At 64.7% G+C, this 21,868-nt stretch carries 16 protein-coding genes; 5 read left to right on the plus strand and 11 right to left on the minus strand.

All coding sequences use genetic code 11. The annotated features are described in order from the left end of the window. Window positions 1-16 precede the first annotated feature (16 nt). On the minus strand, window positions 17-1,879 hold the full coding sequence (locus ASE48_RS27735; protein ID WP_057170372.1) for a KAP family P-loop NTPase fold protein: 1,863 nt from the start codon (window positions 1,877-1,879) through the stop codon (window positions 17-19). 840 nt (window positions 1,880-2,719) lie between these two features. Between ASE48_RS27735 and ASE48_RS27740 the strand changes: the two genes are divergently transcribed. From ASE48_RS27740 to ASE48_RS27760, 5 genes are read left to right on the plus strand one after another with little or no spacing between them, the layout of a single operon-like run. Next, window positions 2,720-3,694 carry a TIGR03885 family FMN-dependent LLM class oxidoreductase gene (locus ASE48_RS27740; RefSeq protein WP_057170373.1) on the plus strand — a complete coding sequence of 325 codons (975 nt, stop codon included), beginning with the start codon at window positions 2,720-2,722 and terminating at the stop codon, window positions 3,692-3,694. Beyond that, complete coding sequence (locus ASE48_RS27745; RefSeq protein WP_057170374.1) at window positions 3,691-5,370, plus strand: alpha-amylase family protein; 1,680 nt, start codon at window positions 3,691-3,693, stop codon at window positions 5,368-5,370. The genes ASE48_RS27740 and ASE48_RS27745 overlap by 4 nt, the downstream gene beginning before the upstream one ends. After that, complete coding sequence (locus ASE48_RS27750; RefSeq protein WP_057170375.1) at window positions 5,367-5,948, plus strand: hemerythrin domain-containing protein; 582 nt, start codon at window positions 5,367-5,369, stop codon at window positions 5,946-5,948. The genes ASE48_RS27745 and ASE48_RS27750 overlap by 4 nt, the downstream gene beginning before the upstream one ends. 13 nt (window positions 5,949-5,961) lie before the next feature. Further along, on the plus strand, window positions 5,962-7,287 hold the full coding sequence (locus ASE48_RS27755) for a DUF2252 domain-containing protein (RefSeq protein ID WP_057170376.1): 1,326 nt from the start codon (window positions 5,962-5,964) through the stop codon (window positions 7,285-7,287). 58 nt (window positions 7,288-7,345) lie between these two features. Next, complete coding sequence (locus ASE48_RS27760; RefSeq protein ID WP_057170377.1) at window positions 7,346-8,353, plus strand: oxidoreductase; 1,008 nt, start codon at window positions 7,346-7,348, stop codon at window positions 8,351-8,353. On the opposite strand, the gene ASE48_RS27765 is transcribed toward ASE48_RS27760, so the two are convergent. From ASE48_RS27765 to ASE48_RS27810, 10 genes are all read right to left on the minus strand, one after another. Next, window positions 8,350-9,357 carry an ABC transporter ATP-binding protein gene (locus tag ASE48_RS27765; protein ID WP_057170378.1) on the minus strand — a complete coding sequence of 336 codons (1,008 nt, stop codon included), beginning with the start codon at window positions 9,355-9,357 and terminating at the stop codon, window positions 8,350-8,352. The two genes, ASE48_RS27760 and ASE48_RS27765, sit on opposite strands and share 4 nt — an antisense overlap. Then, window positions 9,354-10,382, minus strand: a complete 1,029-nt coding sequence (locus ASE48_RS27770; protein WP_057170379.1) for an ABC transporter ATP-binding protein — start codon at window positions 10,380-10,382, stop codon at window positions 9,354-9,356. The genes ASE48_RS27765 and ASE48_RS27770 overlap by 4 nt, the downstream gene beginning before the upstream one ends. After that, window positions 10,379-11,341, minus strand: coding sequence for an ABC transporter permease (locus ASE48_RS27775; protein WP_057170380.1), 963 nt, complete (start codon window positions 11,339-11,341; stop codon window positions 10,379-10,381). Before ASE48_RS27775 ends, ASE48_RS27770 begins: the two co-directional genes overlap by 4 nt. Before the next feature lies 1 nt (window position 11,342). Beyond that, window positions 11,343-12,380, minus strand: coding sequence for an ABC transporter permease (locus ASE48_RS27780; RefSeq protein ID WP_057170381.1), 1,038 nt, complete (start codon window positions 12,378-12,380; stop codon window positions 11,343-11,345). Window positions 12,381-12,382: 2 nt separating this feature from the next. Next, entirely contained in the window at window positions 12,383-14,041 is a 1,659-nt protein-coding gene (locus tag ASE48_RS27785) for an ABC transporter substrate-binding protein (RefSeq protein ID WP_057170382.1), read from the minus strand. A 183-nt stretch (window positions 14,042-14,224) separates the two neighbouring features. Continuing rightward, window positions 14,225-15,829, minus strand: a complete 1,605-nt coding sequence (locus tag ASE48_RS27790; protein WP_235571685.1) for a hypothetical protein — start codon at window positions 15,827-15,829, stop codon at window positions 14,225-14,227. A 148-nt stretch (window positions 15,830-15,977) separates the two neighbouring features. Beyond that, entirely contained in the window at window positions 15,978-17,798 is a 1,821-nt protein-coding gene (locus ASE48_RS27795; RefSeq protein WP_057170384.1) for a glycoside hydrolase family 15 protein, read from the minus strand. Next, a complete protein-coding gene (gene zwf, locus ASE48_RS27800; protein WP_057170385.1) occupies window positions 17,791-19,191 on the minus strand; it encodes a glucose-6-phosphate dehydrogenase in 1,401 nt (466 codons plus the stop codon). The genes ASE48_RS27795 and zwf overlap by 8 nt, the downstream gene beginning before the upstream one ends. A gap of 122 nt (window positions 19,192-19,313) precedes the next feature. Continuing rightward, window positions 19,314-20,720, minus strand: coding sequence for an APC family permease (locus tag ASE48_RS27805; protein WP_057170386.1), 1,407 nt, complete (start codon window positions 20,718-20,720; stop codon window positions 19,314-19,316). Further along, on the minus strand, window positions 20,717-21,775 hold the full coding sequence (locus ASE48_RS27810) for a DmpA family aminopeptidase (protein WP_057170387.1): 1,059 nt from the start codon (window positions 21,773-21,775) through the stop codon (window positions 20,717-20,719). Before ASE48_RS27810 ends, ASE48_RS27805 begins: the two co-directional genes overlap by 4 nt. Window positions 21,776-21,868 lie beyond the last annotated feature (93 nt).

The raw sequence follows: 21,868 nt of genomic DNA on the forward strand, positions 1-21,868 counted from the left end.
GCGAAGTCCCCAACTCTTAGTCCATCTTCATTGCGGCAGCCACTGGAGCAGATACGTTGTTACTGGACCAAGCTTTGAACAGATCCTTTGCCCAGGGTTCATCGGCGATTTTGGGCACAATGTCAGGTTGGATCTGAGATGCTGGCCGATCGCCGAGGAAACCTGAAAGCCGTTTCGCGATACCATCGTTTGCGCGTGCCAGCACAAGCAATGCCTCCAGGATCGCCGGTGTTCCCCATACCTCCTCACGACGGGCCTGATCGAGCAGACGGCCCATGATGGTGTTCAGTTCGACCGCCGCTAGCTGTGTTACGTCGTCCGTGAGTTGACTTGCAACTTCTGGCGAATCGAGTAGCGCCGACAGAATCTCGGAAGCCCGGGACGAAAGACCATCCTCAGGTGTAATGACAGGGAGGTGTTCGCGGCTTACATATAGCGCGCCACGTAAATCGAGATCTCCGAGTGCTGGCCGGAGGTTCAACCAGTCTCGTACGAAATCGTTATCCCAAAGACCATCTAGATCGAACGGCTTATCGGCAGGTCGGTTCTCCCAGGTCGCAATGACAGACGGTCGACCGCCGGGGTCTTTGATTATCGCGGTCGCCAGCTCGGCGTACAGCCCATCGGGGGCAAGACGTTCGAACAGCATCAACTTGGCGAGAACTGCCTCATCAACACTGACGCCTTGTGTGCGCGATACCGTCATCCGGATCGAGAGCGCGTTGAGAAATCTCTTGATCAATCGGGGGTTGCCAGCGATCCCGCTGCCATTCGTCATGATTGGGCCCAATCGGTCTGCAGTATCCAGCTGTAGCACAAGGTCCGCCGGCAACTCGATGTTCAGCGACTCCACGAACATGCGATCGATTCGTTTGCCCTGCCAGCTCTCTCGCAGGCGCGTTATTATTGCCTCGCGAATGGCTTCTTTGTTATCTGCCGACAGGCTACTTGCGTGTACGAAAAGCAAAAACATATACGCTCGTACTTCTTGAGTTCCCAGCTGCGGAACTCTTATAGGTATTTGAATAAGCTTATCGAAATAGTTGATAACAAGCGATTCATCGGGATTATCAAAATGTCTTCGTACTGCGTGTTTAATCATCTGGTCATCGGCTGCAATGACGAATGCGGTGCCTTCGAGGAATAGAAAGAGTCGAATCGCTTCGAGCGTTGAGACTGCAGTCTCAGGCATGCATCGATCCAAATCGTCGATCAGGACAACTAGCGTTACGCCTAGTTCCTCCAACGCTTTCTCGAAGGAATACCGAAGTTCGGCGATCTTCTCCCGTGCGGACTCTCCGCGCTGTTGCGCACGTGGCTTCACAAGACCTTTTGCGGTATCGATACCCTGCTCTACCAGTGCTTGACCATCTTCAATTACCTCGGAGTCAGCGCCAGAATCTCGTACACGCTTAATGAGGTTCGCGGCCTGGCCCAGCATTCCCACTGGAGGGAGTCCGAGTGCCAGGGCGACGGCGGATCCCGCGGTTAAACTTGCTGCCCTGAACCAGTCGATGCTCTTCAAGAAGTCTTGCGTCTTTTGGATGCCCGTTTTGCGGTCAACCGCAAGTTCAGCTAACTTCACCGCGATCGACTCCATGAGGGCTGCACGCGCATCGTCGTATCCCTGATAGAGCCACGCATTGAAATCGACAAATATGTACTTTTCTCGGTCTTCAGCATCATCAGCACTCGGCGCCTGCCGGCTCGCTAGTGCCTGTTTAGTCAGCTTAATCATTGAAGACTTACCCGCGCCCCACGGACCTGATACGCCGATCGATAGCGGCTTTCCGTCGGCCTGTACGATTAATTCTGCGACTGACTCCGCGACGCCACTGAAGTTGACATAGTCAATTTCAGTTTCATTATCTAGCCACACCGCAAGCGCCTCCGAATAGTTCGAGTGCAATAAGAGTTTCCGGGCAACAAAGTCATTAGGCGCGACGACCCCGCGGCACCTATGCAAATCGCCGAGAGCCTACCGATCATCCGGGCTTTCGGTATCAGGTTTGTTCTGACGTAAGACGTTCGACGGACAAGTCGGTCGGTAGGCGACCCACCGGATCAGCGCCTGGTCTCGCCTACACGGCCAACTGTCGCGCACCTCGACGATTGCCACCAATAGACGGTCAGTTCGCGGCGCCGTCGGCCGCACAGTCCCGCGCGTGCAAACCTTCAAACCCCTGGTTGGTCGCGGCGAGTTGCCCGACGAGGTCCGGCGACCAGGGATCCGGCCGACAACCCTCCTCGAATGCGGGTCTGCGGCCACCGGAACGAGCGCGGACTACACGCCAAGTGGTGGCGCAGTGACCAGTTGAATGTCTATGAGCGGGCGCGGCATCGTCCCAACACATCGGTGGCGACTAGGGCGGTTGTCCGCTGAACCAATCGATTCCCAGTAGGACACCGCGGGCCATGAGTAGAGTAGGTCCGCCCTCGCTATTACTCCGCCGGCGGGCACCGCGGCAGGTAGATCTCAGACGAGCACCAGGCGTCCGCTTTCGGTGTCACGGTGTTGTCACAACGTGCGCAGACCTTCGCCTACAACGTCGGACGCTACTGGACACATCAGCCCAGGTAACAGCAGTCTACGAACACCGACGGAAGCTAGGGGACGCCTCGAATCGACTTCCCAAGCTGAATACGCGGGTTCGATTCCCGTCATCGGCTCCATATTGACCAGCGCGTAGGTGCGGGCCAGAACGGGTATGCACGCTCGATGGCGGTCATCGGATTCCACTGTTCCCACGAGCAGATCAGTCCGGCCCAGTTGCTCAAGGACGTCCAGCACGCGGAGCGCGCAGGTTTCATGGCCGGCATGTCCTCGGACCACTTCAGCCCGTGGAGCACCCGCCAGGGCGAGTCGGGCTTCGCCTGGTCGTTTCTCGGCGCGGCCCTGGCCACCACGCAACTGCCCTTCGGCGTCGTCAACGCCCCCGGGCAGCGCTACCACCCGGCGATCATCGCCCAGGCCATCGCCACGCTGGCGCAAATGTTCCCCGGCCGCTTCTGGGCGGCCCTCGGATCCGGGGAGGCCTCGAATGAACGTGTCACCGGAGAAGTGTGGCCGCGCAAGGAATTACGCGACGAACGCCTCGTCGAATGCGTGCAGGTGATCCGGCGGCTGCTGCAGGGTGAGGAGGTCAGCCACGAGGGGCTCGTGCACGTCAACCGTGCGCAGCTCTGGACGCTGCCGGACACCGTCCCCGACCTCGTCGGCCCGGCCGTCACCCCGCAGACCGCGGCCCGGCACGCCGCCTGGGCCGACGGCCTGATCACCGTCAACCAGCCGAAGGACACTCTGCAGAAGATCCTGGACTCCTACCGCGAGGCCGGGGGCCGGGGTCCCGCGCGTCTGCAGGTCCACCTCAGCTGGGCTCCCACCGAGGAGCAGGCCGTCGCCATCGCGCACGACCAGTGGCGCAACAACGTCTTCGCCCCGCCGGTGTCCTGGGACCTCGAGACCGTGGAGGCGTTCGACGTCATCGGGGAAACCGTGTCCACCGACCAGGTGAGGAAGTCGGTGAACGTGTCCAGCGACCTGGCTCAGCACGCGGACTGGCTCGCACAGTACGTCGACCAAGGGTGGGACGAGTTGTATCTGCACTTCGTGGGCCAGCAGCAGGCCGGCTTCATCGACGCGTTCGGCCAGCACGTGCTGCCGCAGCTGTCCGCGACTCGGCAGCCCGCATGAGATCGGCAGACTCGGGCGACCTGTGGTGGAAGAACGCCGTCTTCTACTGCGCCGACATCGAGACCTTCTACGACTGGAACGGCGACGGCACCGGCGACATCCGCGGGATGACCGACCGCCTCGAGTACCTCAACGACCTCGGCGTGACGTGTCTGTGGCTCATGCCGTTCTACCCCACCGCCCGCAAGGATGACGGCTACGACATCACCGATTTCTACGGTGTGGACCCGCGTCTGGGAACCCTCGGCGACTTCGTCGAGTTGGTGCGCACCGCGAAGGCGAAGGGCATCCGTGTCATCGTCGACTTCGTCATGAACCACACCTCGGACGCGCACCCGTGGTTCAAGTCGGCACGGCGCAGCAAGGACGACCCGTACCGCGACTACTACGTGTGGAGCGCAACCGAACCGAAGTCGAGCCCCAAGGACGTCGTCTTCCCCGACCAGGAAGACAGCATCTGGGAACTCGACCCCAAGACCGGCGAGTGGTACCTGCACCACTTCTACAAGCACCAACCCGACCTCAACATCGACAATCCCAAAGTGCAGGAAGAAATCTCACGCACCCTCGGGTTCTGGCTCGAGCTCGGCGTGTCGGGGTTCCGGGTCGATGCCGTCCCGTTCCTGTTCGCGAACGACACGGTGCCCGGGCAGAAAGCCACTTTCGACCCCTTCCAGTACCTCGGCGACATCCGCAACTTCATCACCCGCAGGCTGGGTGACGCCGTTCTGCTCGGCGAGGTGAACCTGCCATACAAGGATCAGAAGAAGTTCTTCGGCGGCCCCGACGGTGACGGGCTCAACATGCAGTTCGATTTCATCGGTATGCAGCAGATCTACCTGTCCATGGCCCGCGGCGACGCCCGACCCATCGCCAAGGCCCTACGTCAGCGACCCACGCTGGACCCGACCAGCCAGTGGGCGAACTTCATCCGCAATCACGACGAGCTCACCCTCGACAAGCTCAGCGACAGTGAGCGACAAGAGGTTTTCGACGCCTTCGGGCCCGACCCCGACATGCAACTCTACGACCGAGGGCTGCGCAGGCGGCTGCCGGCGATGCTCGGCGGCGACGAGCGCCGGATGAAAATGGCGTACTCCCTCGCGTTCTCCCTGCCGGGAACTCCCGTGCTGTTCTACGGCGAGGAGATCGGGATGGCGGAAAACCCGGACATTCCAGGACGACTCGCGGTCCGCAGTCCGATGCAGTGGACCGGCGGACCCAATGGCGGCTTCTCCAGCGGATCGAAACGCCGGCTCACCCGCCCGCTCCCGGACGGCCTGTACGGACCCGAACGCGTCAACGCCGCCGATCAGCGCCGCGATCACGGCTCCTTCTGGTGGTTCATGCGCAATCTCATCTACACCTACCGCGAGCAGCCAGAGATCGGCTGGTCGACGGTGGAGATCCTCAAGCAGCCCAACCGGGCGGTCCTGGCGCACGTGTGCCGGGAAGAGTCCGGGTGGTCGATGGTCGCGCTACACAACTTCGGAGCCGAAGGCTGCATCGTCGCTCTCGAACTCGCTGACACCGCACCGGGATCCGTGCTCGTCGACCTGCTCGACGGTCTCACCGAGACCGAGCTCGACAAATCCGGCCGGGTCGAGTTGGACCTCGCCCCGTACGGCTATCGCTGGCTGCGCGTTCTGGGCCCCGAGGAGGAACCGATCATATGACCTCAGACATCACCGATCTGATCCGGGAGGACCACGACTGGTTCCGGGAGCAGTTCGCCAAACTGGACGACCTACACGCACAGGAATCGTCGGATTCCAGAGCACTGCAGCAGGTGTGGCGCCCGCTTGCGGACAAGTTGGACGTGCACGCCTATATCGAGGAGAAGATCTTCTATCCGCGACTGCTGGAGCGCGGCGCCGACGATCCCGAAGAGGAGACCTTGGACGCCATCGGTGATCACAACGACATCCGCGACGGCGTCCGGGACGCGGACGCGGCGTCGGTCGGTTCGGCTGCCTGGTGGGCAGCCGTCGGTCGGACGCGCGAGGCCAACGACGAACACATGGGTGAGGAAGAGCGCGACGGGTTGGCAGACTTCCGATCGAACGCACCTGCTGATCTGCGCAACGAACTGGGCCGCGAGTACCGGAAGTTCATGGCCCAGCATCCCACCCCCAAAGGCCTGCTCATCGTCGATCGCGACCCGCAGAGCTACGTCGACGACGTCGAGGCCAAGGCCGAGCAGCGGCCCAAGGACGGTTCGCTCGGAATCGGCAGTCTGAAGGGACAACCATGAACACAGGCGCCCGATGACCGAGACGGTCACGGACGGCGACGACCGGGAGTCCTTCATCGTCGAGACACTCGTCGACGCCTTCAGCGATCTGATGGAGGCGGACCCGGACGCCTTCCGGACCAAGTTCCGCAAGATGGCCGCCGACCCGTTCGCGTTCTTCCGCGGGAGCGCCTGCCTGTTCTACGCCGACGTGTTCGCCCTGGAGGACAGGTGGGCCGACGAACGCACCAGCCGGGTCTGGATCCAGGGTGATCTGCATGCCGAGAACTTCGGCACGTACATGGACGGCGCCGGGGTCCTCATCTTCGACGTCAACGATTTCGACGAGGCCTACGTCGGCCACTTCACCTGGGACCTGCAGCGCTTCGCCGCAAGTGTGGCGTTGATGTGCTGGCAGAAGGCGCTTTCGGACGAGACGATCACGATGCTGATCGAGACGTTCGCGCGCGCATACCTGAACCAGGTTCGCTGGTTCGTCGAGATCGAGGACGATTCCGCGTTCTCCCTCAACCTCGAGACGGCCCGCGGCGCGGTGCTGTCCGCGTTGCAGTCGGCCCGCCTCTCGACCCGCGCCGGGATGCTCGACCGCATGACCGTCGTCGACGAATGGGACCGTCGCTTCCGCGAGCTACCCGGCGTCGTGCGACTCGACGACCAGGAACGCGAGAAGGTGGTGGCGGCCTTCGAGAGGTACCTCGAGACGATCCCCGAGACCCAGCGCTTCCGTGGGATCGTCTATGACGTCAAGGATGTCATCGCCAAGACCGGCTTCGGTATCGGCAGCGCGGGCCTGCCCGCCTACACGGTGCTGATCGAGGGATTCAACCAGGCGCTCGACAACGACGCCGTGCTCTCGATGAAGCAGGGCAATGTGGCGGCGCCGAGCCGGGTGATCGACGACAAGGAAGTCCACGACTACTTCACGCATCACGGCCACCGAACGGTGGTCTCGCAGCGCGCTTTACAGGCACACGCCGATCCCTTGCTCGGCTACACCGACATCGACGGGGTCGGTTTCGTGGTCAGCGAGATCTCGCCCTATGAGGCCGATCTGGACTGGAGCGAGCTGACCGAGCCGGACGAACTCGCCGAGGTCATCGAGCAACTCGGTCAGGCGGTCGCCAAGGTGCACTGCGTCAGCGACACGGACAGCGACCAGTCGCTGGTCGACTTTCAGACCGAGGAGGCCATCGTCACCGCGATCGGTGACAACGAGGCCGACTTCGTCGCCGACATCGTCGCGTTCGGACTCGAGTACGCGGCCAGGGTTCGCGACGACCACCGGCACTTCGTCGAAGCGTTTCGCGAGGGGCGGATTCCGGGCGTCACCGCCACCTGACCGCTCGGACTACGCTGCTCCACGAATCACTGCGCCGGTACATCACCTAGGAGGCACCGTGGCATCTGAAGAGACCAACACGACTCGCGCCCTCGTCGCCGATTCGTCCGGACCTGAAACGGTCCTGGCCGTCCGTTCGCTCCCCCTATCCGAACTCGGCGACGGCGACGTCCTGATCGCCGTGTCGTGGTCGAGCGTGAACTTCAAGGATGCGCTCGCCACGAGCAAGGACGGCAAGGTTGCCCGCATCGACCCGCTCATCCCCGGAATCGACCTGGCCGGCACGATCGTCGACCCGGGCACTTCCGGTCTCGACGAGGGCGCCGAGGTGCTGGTACACGGCTACGACCTGGGAGTCGCCCATCACGGCGGCTACAGCGAGTATGCGCGCGTCCCGGCCGACTGGGTCGTCGCGCTGCCCGACGGCCTGAGCCTGCGCGAGGCAATGATCGTGGGCACCGCGGGATTCACCGCCGCACTCAGCGTGATCGCACTCGAAGAACACGGACTCACCACCAGTGACGAGGGCCCCGTCCTGGTCACCGGAGCCACCGGTGGCGTGGGCAGCGTGGCCGTGTCGATCCTGGCCGCCCGGGGCCACTCCGTCACCGCGGTGACCGGCAAGGCAGAGGCCGCCGACTGGCTGCGCACCCTGGGCGCCACTGAGGTGGTGGACCGGTCGGCGGTGGGTGATCCGAAGCGGCCGCTGCAGAAGGAAGCTTGGATCGCCGCAGTGGACAGCGTCGGCGGTGAAACCCTCGCAGCGGTGCTGGCCTCGCTGCGGTACGGGTCCGCGGTGGCCGCGTCGGGTAACACCGGTGGAATAGCGTTGCCCACCACGGTTTTTCCGTTCATCCTGCGCGGTGTCTCGCTGCTGGGGATTGATTCGGTGCAGTGCCCGATCGACCGTCGCCGCGACGTGTGGGCTCGGCTCGGCCGCGACCTGCGTCCCCCGCTGCTCGACGAGCTGGCCGCCGATGAGGTCGCGCTCACCGATGTACCCACCGCTTTGGAGCGTATCCGTGCCGGGGGCAACCGGGGACGCACCCTGGTCCGGGTGCGCTAGCCGGCAGCCACCGTCTCCAGATTGCGCGGGTGGTGGCAGGCCGCCGCGTGCGCCTGCTCCCGTTCGATCATGTCCGGCTCCTCGGCCGTACACACGTCGGTGGCCCAGCGGCACCGGGTGTGGAAGCGGCACCCCGACGGTGGGTCGATCGGGCTGGGCACGTCGCCTTCCAGGATCACCCGCTCGCGGGCGGCGTTGCGCCGTGGATCCGGTATCGGGACCGCGGACAGCAGCGCATTCGAGTACGGGTGAAATGGCTTGTCGTACAGCTCGTTCGCCGCAGCGGTCTCGACGATCTTTCCGAGGTACATCACCGCCACCCGGTCCGAGACGTGCCGCACCACCCCGAGGTCGTGGGCGACGAACAGATACGACAACCCGAATTCCTGCTGGAGATCTTCGAAGAGGTTGATGATCTGCGCCTGCACCGAGACGTCCAAAGCCGATACCGGCTCGTCGGCGATGATTAACTTGGGCCGCAACGCCAATGCTCTGGCGATCCCGATCCGCTGCCGCTGCCCGCCGGAAAACTCATGCGGGAAGCGGTTGTAGTGCTCGGCCTGCAGGCCCACCCGGTCCAGCAGGTCCTGCACCTGGCGCTTCACCTCGCCGCCGCTGGCCAGCCCGTGCAGCTCGAGGGGGTCCCCAACGATCTGCCCGATCCGCTTGCGCGGATTGAGTGACGCGTACGGGTCCTGGAACACCATCTGGATGTCGCGCCGGATCGGGCGCAGATCCCGGCGGGACCGCCCCACCAGCTCCTGCCCTTGGAACCGCACCGATCCCGAGGTGGGCGCCAGCAACTGCAGGATCAGCCGGCACAGGGTCGACTTCCCGCACCCGGACTCACCGACCAGACCCAGGGTCTCCCCCTCGTGCAGGGTCAGGCTGACGCCGTCCACGGCACGCACCCGAGCCACCTCACGCTCGATGACCGCGCCCGCCTTGATCGGGAAATGCTTGACCAGGTCGGTCACCTCCAGTAGCGGCTCACCGGCGCTCATGAGCTCACCGCCTTACGCAGACCGATCCGGCCGTCCACGTCACGCAGCGTCGACTTCTGCACCGGGTCCAGCCAGCACCGGTCCAGGTGGCCGACCGCCGCTCGCGTCTCCAAGGGCGGTAGCTGCGTGCAGTTGTCGAACGCATGCGGGCAACGCGGCGCGAAACGGCATCCCGGCGGCAGCGACAGCAGCGACGGCGGAGCTCCCCCGATCTGCGGCAACCGCGAATGCTGCGGTGCGTCCAGCGGCGTCAGCGAACCGAAAAGGCCCCAGGTGTAGGGATGTTGCGGATCGTAGAAGATGTCCTCGACGCTGGCGTCTTCGACCACCTGCCCCGCGTACATCACCAGCACCCGGTCGGCGACCTCGGCGACCACCCCGAGATCGTGGGTGATCAGCACCACCGCCAGATCCCGCTCGGCGTTGAGATCGGCCAGCAGCCGCAGGATCTGGGCCTGAATCGTGACGTCCAGGGCGGTGGTGGGCTCATCGGCGATCAACACTTCGGGCTCCAGGGACAATGCCATGGCAATCATCACCCGCTGGCGCATACCGCCGGAGAACTCGTGCGGGTAGTCGCGCACGCGCCGCTCCGGATTGGGAATACCCACTGTGCGCAGCAGCTCGACCGCGCGGTCACGCGCTTCACCCCGGGAGACGTCGCGGTGCGCGCGGATCATCTCGGTGATCTGATCACCCACCCGATAGACCGGATTCAGCGAGGTCATCGGATCCTGGAACACCATCGCGATGTGTTCGCCTCGCACACCCTGCAATTCACGGTCGTCGAGTTGGGTCAGATCCCTGCCGTCGAATCGCACCGCGCCGCCGATGGTCGCGTTCGGCGCGCGGGTCAGCCCGATCACGGTCTGCGCGGTCACGCTCTTGCCGGATCCCGATTCGCCCACGATGGCCAGCACCTCCCCGGCGGACAGGTCGAACGAGACGCCGTCGACGGCACCGACCACACCGTCCTGGGTGGTGAAACTGACACGCAGATTGTCGACTTCGAGCAAGGGACTCATACCGGTGCTGCCTCTCCGAGCCGGATCCGTGGATCCAGGAATGCGTACGCCACGTCGACCAGGGTGTTGAACAGCACGATGAAGAACGCGCCGAACATCGTCACCCCGATCAACGGCGGCAGGTCCAGTGACCCGATCGCTTGTCCCGCATACAGTCCGACGCCGTTGAGGTTGAACACCGTCTCGGTGAGGATCGCGCCACCGCCGACAACGGCGCCGAAGTCCAGCCCGAACAGGGTGACGATCGGGATCATCGAGTTGCGCAGCACATGTTTGATGCGCACCTGCCGTTCGCTGATGCCCTTGGCCCGCGCGGTACGCACATGGTCGTCGTTCATCACGTCGAGCATGTTGGACCGCAGCACGCGGCTGTAGAACCCGACGTAGAGCACCGCCAACGTCAGCCACGGCAGGATCAGGTGATACGCCCAGTCCAGCGGATCCTTGGTGAGGGGTACGTAACTACTGGTGGGGAACAGCTCGGCCTTGAAGCTCAAGTAGTACAACAGGATTGCCGCCAACCAGAACACCGGCATCGAGATGCCCACCAACGACAGGATGGTCAGCGCCCGGTCGGTGAACTTTCCGGCATGCACGGCGCTGAGATACCCGAACCAGATCGCCAGCGCCATCCACAGCACCGCAGCACCGATGCACAGCGACAGCGTGGCGGGCAGGCCCTTCCAAATCTGTTCGACGACGTTCTGCGAGCTGGCATAGGAGGTCAGCTGGCCGGTGAAGATCTGCTTCATCATCGTCAGGTACTGCACGTACACCGGTTGATCGAGCCCCAGATCGGCACTCACCCTGGCGATCAGCTCCGGGTCGGCGTTCTTACCCGCGATGCGCGCCGCCGGATCGGAGTTGGGTATCACATTGAAGATCAGGAACACCAGCACCGAGATGGCGAACAGCACGCCGACCATGCCGATCAGCCGTCGGACCACGAAACGCAGCATGTCAGTGCTCCAACCGGATCTTGGCGCGCGGATCCAGCGCGTCCCGCAAACCATCGCCGAACACGTTGAGCGACAACACCGTCAGCACGATCATCAAACCGGGCACGATCGTCAGGTGCGGCGCGGTGTAGATGGTCTGGTAACCGTCGGCGATCATGGTGCCCCAGGAAGCATTCGGGGCCCGCACGCCCGCACCCAGGAACGACAGCGCCGACTCCAGCAGCATGTTGTTGGCGATGTTGAGGGTGAAGAACACGATGATGGTGGACACGATGTTGGGCAGCAGCTCACTGACCATGATCCGCACCGGCCCCTTGCCCTGCGCCACCGCCGCCTCCACGAACTCCTTCTCCCGCAACGCCAGGATCTCGCCGCGGATCGGCCGGGCCATATAGGGCACATAGACCAGCCCGATGATCAGGATCGGGATCCACAACGAGTCACCGGCCACCTGCAGCGCGCCGATCTTCAACCCGCCCAAGGCAAGTGCGGTGCCCAGCGCGATGCCCAGCAGCAGTACCGGAAACGCCCACACCACGTCCATCACCCGCGACAGCGTGGCGTCGATCCACCCGCGGTAGAAGCCGCACAGCAGCCCGACCAGGACGGCGAGCACCGTGGTGATGGCCGCAGCCGCGACACCGATGTAGATGGAGGTCCGGCCGCCGTACATCAGGCGCACCATCACATCGCGGCCGTTCTGGTCCGCGCCCAGCAGATACCGGCCGTGCAGGCCCGGCCCGATCGGGGTGCCGTCGGGTGAGACGACGTCGGTCTCCTGGCCGTCGATCATCACCACGTCGGTGATGTGGTTCTCGTTGGGCCCGGTGTGCGCCACATGCTCGGCCCACAGCGGGGCCGCCAGGCAGAACAGCACGATCACGATGAACAGCACTCCGAAGGCGAGGCTGACTTTGTTGCGCCGCAGCCGAAGCCACGCCAGATACCAAGGGCTTCGGCCCTGGATCTGGGCCGCGGGAACCCCCACCGGAAGTGCGGGGTCCCCGGGTCCTTCGACCGCGTCGATCGGGGTGGCCATACCTACTTCAGTGCCAGCGCCGACCAGTCCTGATTGAACAGGAGGTGGCTGTAGGCCTTGTCGAAGTCCATCCGGTCGGAGACGAAGGTGGCGAACTCCTCGTTCCCGTACGGCGCCCACGCCGCCTGCTCCATGTAGGCCTTGTCCAGTGCCGCGTACTGCGCCTCGGTGTCACCGTCGGTGAGCAGTTTGGTGCGCAACTCGTTCATCTTGGCGTCCAACTCCGGAAAGGACGCCCGGGAGAAGTTGTTGCCATTGGTGGGCAGGATCGACTCGCTGTTCAGCAGCGGGCGGAAGAAGTCATCCGGGTGCGGGAAATCCTGGAACCAGTCCGCGAACCCGGTATCGAGATCCGGGGTGCTCTGGTTGCCGATCGTCGCCCAATACACGTCGCCGGCGATCACTTTCAGTGTGGCGTTGAAGCCCAACTGGGTCAGCACGTCGTGGTAGTACTCGCCGATGCGCTTGCGATCCGGCTCATCGTCGGTCCACACGGTGATATCGCGGTCCGTCGGATTGGCCTCGGCGATCAGCTGTTTCGCCTTCTCCATATCGGGTCCCGGGTAGAGCTTGTACTCCTCGTAGCCGGGCATCCCCGGCGGGAGGATCTGCTGTGTCGGGTGCAGCCGCCCGCCGAACACCCGGTTGAGCGCTTCGGGGTCGACCGCGTAGTTGATGGCCTGCCGGACCTTGATGTCGTTGAACGGGGCGGTCTTGTTGTTCATCCAGAAGTAGTAGGTGTTGATCGATTCCTCGAGCCGGAACCGGTCACCGAACTTGGCCTTCACCTCCGCCAGCCGATCGGCGTCGGGCGGGTCCACCATGAAATCGATGGTGTTCTGCTCGACACCGGTGACCTGCGCGGTATTGCTCTTGTTCTGCGTGACGGTGATCTTGTCGACGCTGGCATCGGCCACTTCGTCGGCGCCGGCATCCTTGACCGTCTGGAAGTTCGGGTTGCGTTCCAGCGTCATGGTCTGCGGCGCTTCGACTTTGGTGATCATGAACGGACCACTGGACGGCGGCGGGTTGTTCGTCGCGTCATCGGACAGCGGGGTGCTGGGCGGAACGGGCGCCACGAAGGTCAGCCCGAGCAGATTTTCGAACGTGCCGTTTGCTTCGTTCAGTGTGATGGTGATGTCGCCGGTGTTGTCATCGGTGACGATGCCGCTGATCGTGTCGGCCTTACCGTCGGCGTAGTCGCCGGCACCGGCGATCGCCTGATAGAACACCGAGCCACCCGAATCCGCCTTGAACAGTCGCTGGATGGCGTAGGTGAAGTCCGAGGCCTTGATGGGTGTGCCGTCGGAGTACTTCATGTTCGACCGCAGCTTCAGCTTGTAGGTCTTGCCGTCCGGCGAGACCTCCGGCATGGCTTCGGCCAGCCCGGGCACCACCTCGGTGCCGTCCTTGCCCTTGGCGTGCTTGTACGTCAACAGCGGGGTGTAGGTGTTGTACAGCACCTCCCACCCTTCGACGGTGTACGACAGCTGGGGGTCGACGTAATCCGGGAACGACGTCATCGAGATGTTGATGTCACCCCCGCCGCCTGAGGCGTCGGAGCCTTCGTCGCCGCCACACGCGGCGACGCCGAAGACGGCGACAACGGAGATACAGGACACGACAGTCGTCTTGCGCAGGGCTGTGCGCAGCTTGCTCATCTGGCTCCCTAGGTTCGCGGCTCGGGCGAGTCCCGTCCACGTTTACGCTTCTTAAGCGATCCGGGTAGCCATCTTGGCCGGAAATCTATGATTCCGCAGTCCGAAGAGCGTAAATTTTCTGGTCTCCCAGGGAACTGACAGGAAACATTCCTGTAATTGTCGTCTGCGCAAGCGATCGGAGCGTCAGGGCGTGATCAGGATTCCGTCGTCGGACGCCGCCTTGAGCAACTGCTGGATGGTCAGCTCGCCGTAACCGGTGTGGACGGTGCCCCGCCGCGTCCCCAACCAGGGCACCACGCCGGGGGTCGGATCGACGTCGAGGTGGTAGGCCTGCACCCCCATCAGGTGGTACTGGAAGAAATTGCCGAGGAAGTCGACCGCGAAGACGAGGCTGCCGATGAGGCTCTTGCCCCACATGGCGGCCGCGTTGCGCATCGGGTTCATGGCCTCGGCATCACCGATGAGCACGATCGGACCGTAGTGCGGCTTGCTGCCACCGCCGGGCACGTAGGGCGGGAAGAACGGTTGCAGCGCAGGAAGATCGGTGGCCATGAACGCGGCGGGACTGCCGTACTGCGCGACGTTGACGAAGTTCGAGTCGGCGCCGTTGCCCGCGATCTTGGTGTTGAGGCCGGGCGACTCGAATCCGATCCCGGCCAGACCGGTGCGCTGCGCCACGAACTGCGCCTCCCAGCCACCCAGCGAATGGCCTGTGACGAAGACATCGTCGGCCGCGTAGCCCTGCAGGGCGGCCTCGTCCTGGACGCGGCGCGCGAAGCGCAGCGCATCATAGAACGCCAACGGCGTTGTGCCGGTGAGGATCACCTGCATGTCGGCGGCGATCTGGGTCAGCGTGATGAGTGGGTTGATCAGCAGGTTCGTGCCGCCGGTGGTGCCCTGGTAGGCGATCACGACCTGTCCCTGCGGAGTCACCCAGGCCTTGCCGGACATGCCGGAGAAGATGTTGGTCGACTGGAGCTGGAATCCGTTGACGGTGAAAGGCACCATGCCGCCGGGCGTGGTGCCCCAGCCGTAAGCGGCCGTCGATGCGTTGAGGAACTGGGCCACGGTCGGCGTCGGCCGGTCGGTGGGACCGGTGTAGGTCATGGTGGGCAGCACCGGCTGCACCGCCGGTGTCCGGTGCAGCCCGCCGAGGCGTTCCAGTTCACGGAAGGCCGCGAACAGCAGATCATTGATCGGCGCGATGTTGAACGGGCTGCGTGGGCCACTCGCTCCAGCGGTGAAGTCGAGGAACTGCAGTACCGCGTTGATGACGCGGCCGGGCAGCTCGAGCACGGTCGCGATCGGCGACAGCGGTCTCGGCGGCGCGGGTGTGGTCACCTCGACGGCGGCGGCAAGGGTGCCGAGCACTGTGGGCGCCGCGGTCTTGGCCGTCACTGCAGGTTCCGCCAAGTGTGGCGGCGCGTCCTGGACCGTCAGCACCGCGACCGACACCGCACTGTTGCTCGCGGCGCGTGCGGTCCGCACGGACCGCTCGACCCGGCGGGTGGTGAGCGGCTCGTCGCGGTCCAGTCTGGCCTCGGCGCCGGCGCGCTTCGGGGTGGTCCTGGGTTCTTTGACCGACAAGCCCGGCTTGTCGTCGGTCGGGTTCTCGGTGGTGTCCCCGGATTCCGGTTTGTCCGGGTCGGCCTGTTTCGTGGGCTCGTCGGACGGATCCGGTGTGCTCGTCGAACCCGAGTCGTTGGACGTCGATGACGTCGACCCGGTGTCGTCAGCCCACGCCACCGCCGGCGCGGGCGCGACCACGAGACCCGCGCTGAGCAGCATCGCCGCCACACCGAACCGCAACGACCTGCCCGTGACGCGCTCCTCAGACTGCACCGCCGACCCCCTACGCCCTGACAACATGCGATGTCATGTGGAGGCTAGGCCACCGCGCACTGCGGCACGGCCGTTTCGGCAAGGGACCGGCAGATCAGCCGTTCAGTGCGCGGTCCAGGTTTATGGCGGCGCTGATGAGCGCCAGATGGGTGAACGCCTGCGGGAAGTTGCCGACCTGGTCGCCGGTCGCCGAGACCTGCTCGGCGTAGAGGCCGACGTGGTTGGCGTAGGTGAACATCTTTTCCAGCGCCAGCTGGGCGTCGGCGAGTCTGCCTGCGCGGGTGAGCGCCTCGACGTACCAGAAGGAGCAGATCGAGAACGTGCCCTCCTTCCCGTCGAGTCCGTCGGTCCCCGGTTCGTACCGGAATACCAGGCTGTCGGTGACCAGATGCTTCTCGACGGCCCGCAACGTCGACAGAAACCGCGGATCGGCCGGCGACAGGAACTTCACCATCGGCATCAGCAACACCCCGGCGTCCAGATCCTCGCCGCCCTCCACCCGGGTGAAGGCTTCCAACTCGGGATTCCAGGACTTCGTCATGATGCGTTCGTAGATGTCGTCGCGGGCCTTGCCCCAGGCGACCAGGTCCCCGGGCAGTCCGCGGGCCCGGGCGATGCGGATCGACCGCTCGATTGCCACCCAGCACATCAACCGCGATGTCGTATACGGCATGGCCTCGTCGCGGACCTCCCACATACCCGCGTCGGATCGGTCCCAGTTCTCGGCGACCCAGTCCACGATGTCGCAGACATCCATCCACGCATCGTGGCTGATACCCGGGCCGTACTTGTTGAACAGGTAGACCGAGTCGATGATCTCGCCGTAGATGTCGAGCTGTAGCTGCGTGGCGGCCGCGTTGCCGACCCGGACCGGCCTGGACCCGCGGTGCCCCGACAGGTGGTCGAGTTCGTACTCCTCGGGCAGATTGCCGTCGATGTCGTAGAGCACCCGGAGCGGACCGAGACGCTTGTCGTCCTTGCCGTCGCGCTGCCCCATCCGCTCGGACAGCCAACGGGTGAATTCCCTTGCTTCATTGAGGAATCCGAGGCGCAGCAAGGCGTACATGCTGAATCCGGCATCGCGGATCCAGACGTAGCGGTAGTCCCAGTTGCGGCTGCCCCCGATCGGGGCGGGCAGGCTGGTGGTCGGCGCGGCGATGATCGCACCGGTGGGCTCGTGGGTGAGCAGCTTGAGTGTGATGGCCGAGCGGTGCACAGTCTCGCGCCAGCGCCCGGTGTAGGTCGACGAGGAAATCCAGTCCCGCCAGAATGCCGTCGTCGCGTCCAGCAGCGCGTCGGTGCGGTCCATCGAGTCGGCCGTGACCTCGTCGCCGTCGGCGAGCATCTCCAGGATGAACGACGCCGTGTCGCCGGTTTTCAGCTCGAATTCTGCTGTCACGAGGGTGTTCTCGTCGTCCTCACTGATCGCCAGGTCGGTCGAGGCGATCAGTCCGAGCCGCACACCGTCACCGGTGACCAGGACCCCCTCCCCTGAGCGCTCCGCGGTGCACGACTGGCGGGCGTAATCAGGTCGCGCGTCGAGGCGCATCTGCAGCCGCAGACAGCCTCGCACCCCGCTGACCCGCCGTACCAGCCGCTGACGGTGCTCCGGCTCGTCGGGCGAGAGCACCGGCATGAAGTCGTGGACCTCCACCACGCCGTCGTCGGTGAGGAACCGGGTGATCAGCACCGCGGTGTCCGGGTAGTAGAACTGCTGAGTGCGGGTGACCTCGGTGGTGGGTGTCAATTGCCAACTGCCGCCGCGGTCTTGATCCAGGATCGACCCGAACACACTGGGAGAGTCGAATCTCGGTGCGCAGAACCAGTCGATGGTGCCATCGGTGCCGACGAGCGCGCAGGTGCGTAGATCGCCGATCAACCCGTGCTGCGAGATCGCGAGCGGGCGCTCACTCATCGGGCAGCCACCAGTCGGTGAGCGCCAGCGCCTCGTCCGGCCCCCATGACCCTTTGGCGTAGGTCTTCACCGCCGGCGGCGCGTCGAGCACCGGCTGGCACACCTGCCAGAGCCGATCGACTTCGTCGGAACGGGTGAACAGTGTCTGGTCACCGCGGATGACGTCCAGCAGTAGCCGCTCGTAGGCCTCCAGCGGAACGTCTTCGGTCACCGTCTCGCCGAGGTCGAAGGTCAGGTCGACCGGCATCAAGTCGAGGTCCGGACCGGGCCGCTTGGCCAGCAGGTGCGCGCCGACCCCCGGTTCGTCGGTCAGTTCCAGGACCAGCCTGTTCGGGCCGTGGTCGTCGCCGGTGAACGGGCCCGCCTCCGGCGCCCGGAACGTCAGCGTGACGGTGCGGCGGGTATCGCCCATGGTCTTGCCGGTCCGTAGATAAAACGGCATGTCCTGCCAGCGCGGTGTGTCGACAAAGGCCTCCAGCGCCACGAAGGTCTCGACGGCCGAATCCTCGTCGACATCGTCCTCGTCGCGGTAGCCGTCGTACTGACCGAACACCACCCGGTCGGGATCGAAGGGGCGCAGCGCCGCGAACACCTCGGCCTTCGCGTCCCGCAACGACACCGCGTCGACGCGCTGCGGGGGCTCCATCGCGATGAAGCCGAGCACCTGGCACAGGTGGGTGGTGATCATGTCGCGGAAGCAGCCCGTCGATTCGTAGAAGCTGCCGCGGCCCTCGATGCTGAGTTCCTCGGGCACGTCGATCTGCACCGACTCCAGGTGCTCACGGTTCCAGGAGGGCTCGATGAGCCCGTTGGCGAACCGCAGCGCCAGGATGTTCTGCACCGCTTCCTTTCCCAGGAAGTGGTCGATGCGGTACACCCGGTCCTCATCGGCGATCTGCTTGAGCGCCGCGTCCAGATCACGCGAGGACGCCAGGTCGGTGCCGAACGGTTTCTCGACCACGATGCGCGCGTCCTCGGCCAACCCCTCATGGCCGAGCATGCCGATCATGGACTGCATCGCCTGGGGCGGCACCGACAGATAGATCACCACCCGTGCGTCGTCACCCAGCTTCTCCCGCGCCTCCCGTACCGCGGCCGCCAGATCGGCGCCATCGTCGGCATCGGAGACCTGGAAGCTGATGCGGGACAACAGGTCCGACAACACGCCATCGTCCAGCCCGTCGACCGAGTCGCGCAGGGCCGCGCCGATGGTGTCGCGGAACTCGTCGTCGCTGCCGGGCGAATGCCGGCCCGATCCGATCACGGCGTAATCGCCTGGCAGCCTCTCTGTCGCCGCCAGGCGGTACAGACCGGGAAACAGCTTTCGCTGGGCGAGATCGCCGGTGGCGCCGAACACGACGAAGACATGTGGGTTCGGTTCACGGCGGGGCACCGGGGGTTAATGCCCGGTGGGTGCCCTCCGCTAAACACCGAGGTTGGGGAACTCACGCCTCGCTGCAGTTCTGGTAAGGCGCACCACACCAAGATCACAGCACTTTCAGCAACAACTGTCGATCAGGTCACTTTGGTGCCGGCCGGCCTCCACAGCAGCGCGCCGACCAGCAGACCGGCGAACGGCACCGCGGCCAGGATGGTGCTCAGGGTGGCGCTGCCACCGGTGACGAGGGTGAAGTTGGACAGCACGAGCCACAGAGAGGCGAGCAGACCCAGCACGGCCAGCACGGGAGCGATCCGGGTGTGCCACACCCGGGCGCCGCCGAGATCGCGGTTCTTCAGGAAGAAGACCAGCACCGCCACCGATGTGGTGAGCATCAGGAGCACCATACCGACCGTGGCGACACCCGCCATCGAGCCGAAAACGCCGACCAGCGGGTCGATTCCGAGGACCGCCAGGATAGCGACGATGACGGCGGCCGTCACGGTCTGCACCACCGAGGAGAATGCCGGTGACTCATGGCTGTCGTGCACCGCGCCGAGGCGGGCAGGCAACAGACCCTTGCGTGACAGCACGAACTGGTACCGGGCGATCACGTTGTGGAAGGACAGCACACAGGCGAAAAGACTTGTCAGCAAAAGGATGTTGACGATGTCGCGGCCGATGCGGCCGAGCGCGCCGTCGGTGGTGTCCAGCAGCATGTTGCCCTCACCGTCGAGCGTCTGCTGCGCGGTGGCCGCCACCAGGTCGGGACCGATCGCCACCACGAAGGCCCACACGGTCAGCGTGTAGAAGGCGCCGATGAGGATGACCGCCGCGTAGGTGGCCCGCGGGATCGTCCGTTCGGGGTCGCGGGCCTCGTCGCGGAAGACCGCGGTCGCCTCGAAGCCGATGAACCCGGTGAGCGCGAACAGGATGGCGATGCCGATGGCGCCCTGGCTGAACACATCCGGGGTGAAGGAGGCAAAGGTGATGCCGGCCGGACCGGGGTCGGCGACGATGGCCAGATCCAGGATCACCACGATGCCGATCTCCAGGGCCAGTGCCACACCGAGCACCTTCGCGCTCAGTCCGATGTGCCGGTAGCCCAGGACCGCGACGACCGCCAGCACTGCGAAGGAGTAGACCGGCCACGGGATGACCGGACCGTCATAGAACGCGACCGTGTCACTGATGGCCCAGCCGATGTAGCCGTAGATGCCGACCTGAATTGCGGTGTAGGCGATCAGCGCCACCACCGCGATCCCCTTGCCCATCCGCTCGCCGAGACCGACTGTCACATAGGAGAAGAAGGCCCCCGCCTCGGGGACGTGCGGTGTCATCGTCACGAAACCTACGCTGAAGACCAATAGCACCAGTGAGGCGATCAGGAAGCCGACCGGTGCGCCGGCGCCGTTGCCCAGGCCCATCGCCAGTGGCATGTTGCCGCCGATGACAGTCAGCGGGGCGGCCGCCGCGACGACCATGAAGACGATGCCGACGGGTCCGAGGCGCCCGGAAAGGCGACGACTTTCGGTGCTGGTCATGAGTTCTCCTGAAGGGCCGACGTGAGCTGGTCGTGGTCGATGGCGTGCACGGTGTATCCCCGGTAGCCGGTGACCGTTTCGGCGGCCACCATGGCGTTGACGATCGCTTCTTCGGTGGCCTCGATGGTCAGATCGAACAGCACATCCATCAACTGTGGGCCGACCATGCGCAGCGGGATCTCCGGCGCGATCTCGGCCACGTCCTCGCTGACGCCGTAGGGCGGGATGCCGCGGTTGCCGGTGGCGAATGCGAGCATCAGGTCACCGCTGTACTGTTCGCCGGTGCCGCCGAGCCGGCCGACGGCCAGCGCCGCGCGCTGGGCCAGGCGTTGACATTGATGCGGCAGCAGTGGTGCGTCGGTGGCGACGATGACGATGATCGACCCTGATCCCGGCGCGTACCCCGGCGGAAAGGCCGGCAGCGGGACAGTGGGCTGCGTGATGGACGTTCCGTTGATCCGAAGCCGTTCGCGGCGGCCGTGATTGGCCTGTACCAGCACACCCACGGTGTAGCCGAGCACCCGCGATGCGGTGCCGATACCACCCTTGAACTGATGGCAGATCATCCCGGTGCCGCCACCGACATTGCCTTCGGCGACGGGGCCACCCGAGGCCGAAGCCAGGGCCTCGCGGACATGTTCGGGCCGGACGTGAAAACCGTTGATGTCGTTGAGGAAGCCGTCATAGGTCTCGCCCACCACCGGCAACGACCAGTAGACGCCGTCACCGCGCACACGCACCTGCTCGGCCACCAGGCTGTCGCGCACCACCCCGACGCTGTGGGTGTTGGTGAGCCCGACGGCGGTGGTGAGCTCGCCGGATTCGCGGATCCATTCCAGTCCGGTCAACTCACCGCTGCCGTTGAGCACGTGCGAGCCCGCGAAGACCGGTTCGGTCCAGATGTCGTCGTGCGGGACGACGACGGTCACGCCGGTGTTGACGTCGCCGGTTTGCAGCGTGGTGTGGCCGACGCGCACACCCGGCACATCGGTGATGGCGTTGTGGGGTCCGGTGGGGTGCTGTCCGATGACCACGCCGAGATCTCTGGCACGCATTGGTTTCTTTTCGTTCAGGAGTTATTTTCCTATTTGGAAAAGAACTATGCGCCCGCGTGCGCCTCCGCGCAACAGAAACGGCAAAATAGGGTG

The organism is Mycobacterium sp. Root265 (assembly GCF_001428895.1).
In the GTDB taxonomy this organism is placed as follows: Bacteria; Actinomycetota; Actinomycetes; order Mycobacteriales; family Mycobacteriaceae; genus Mycobacterium.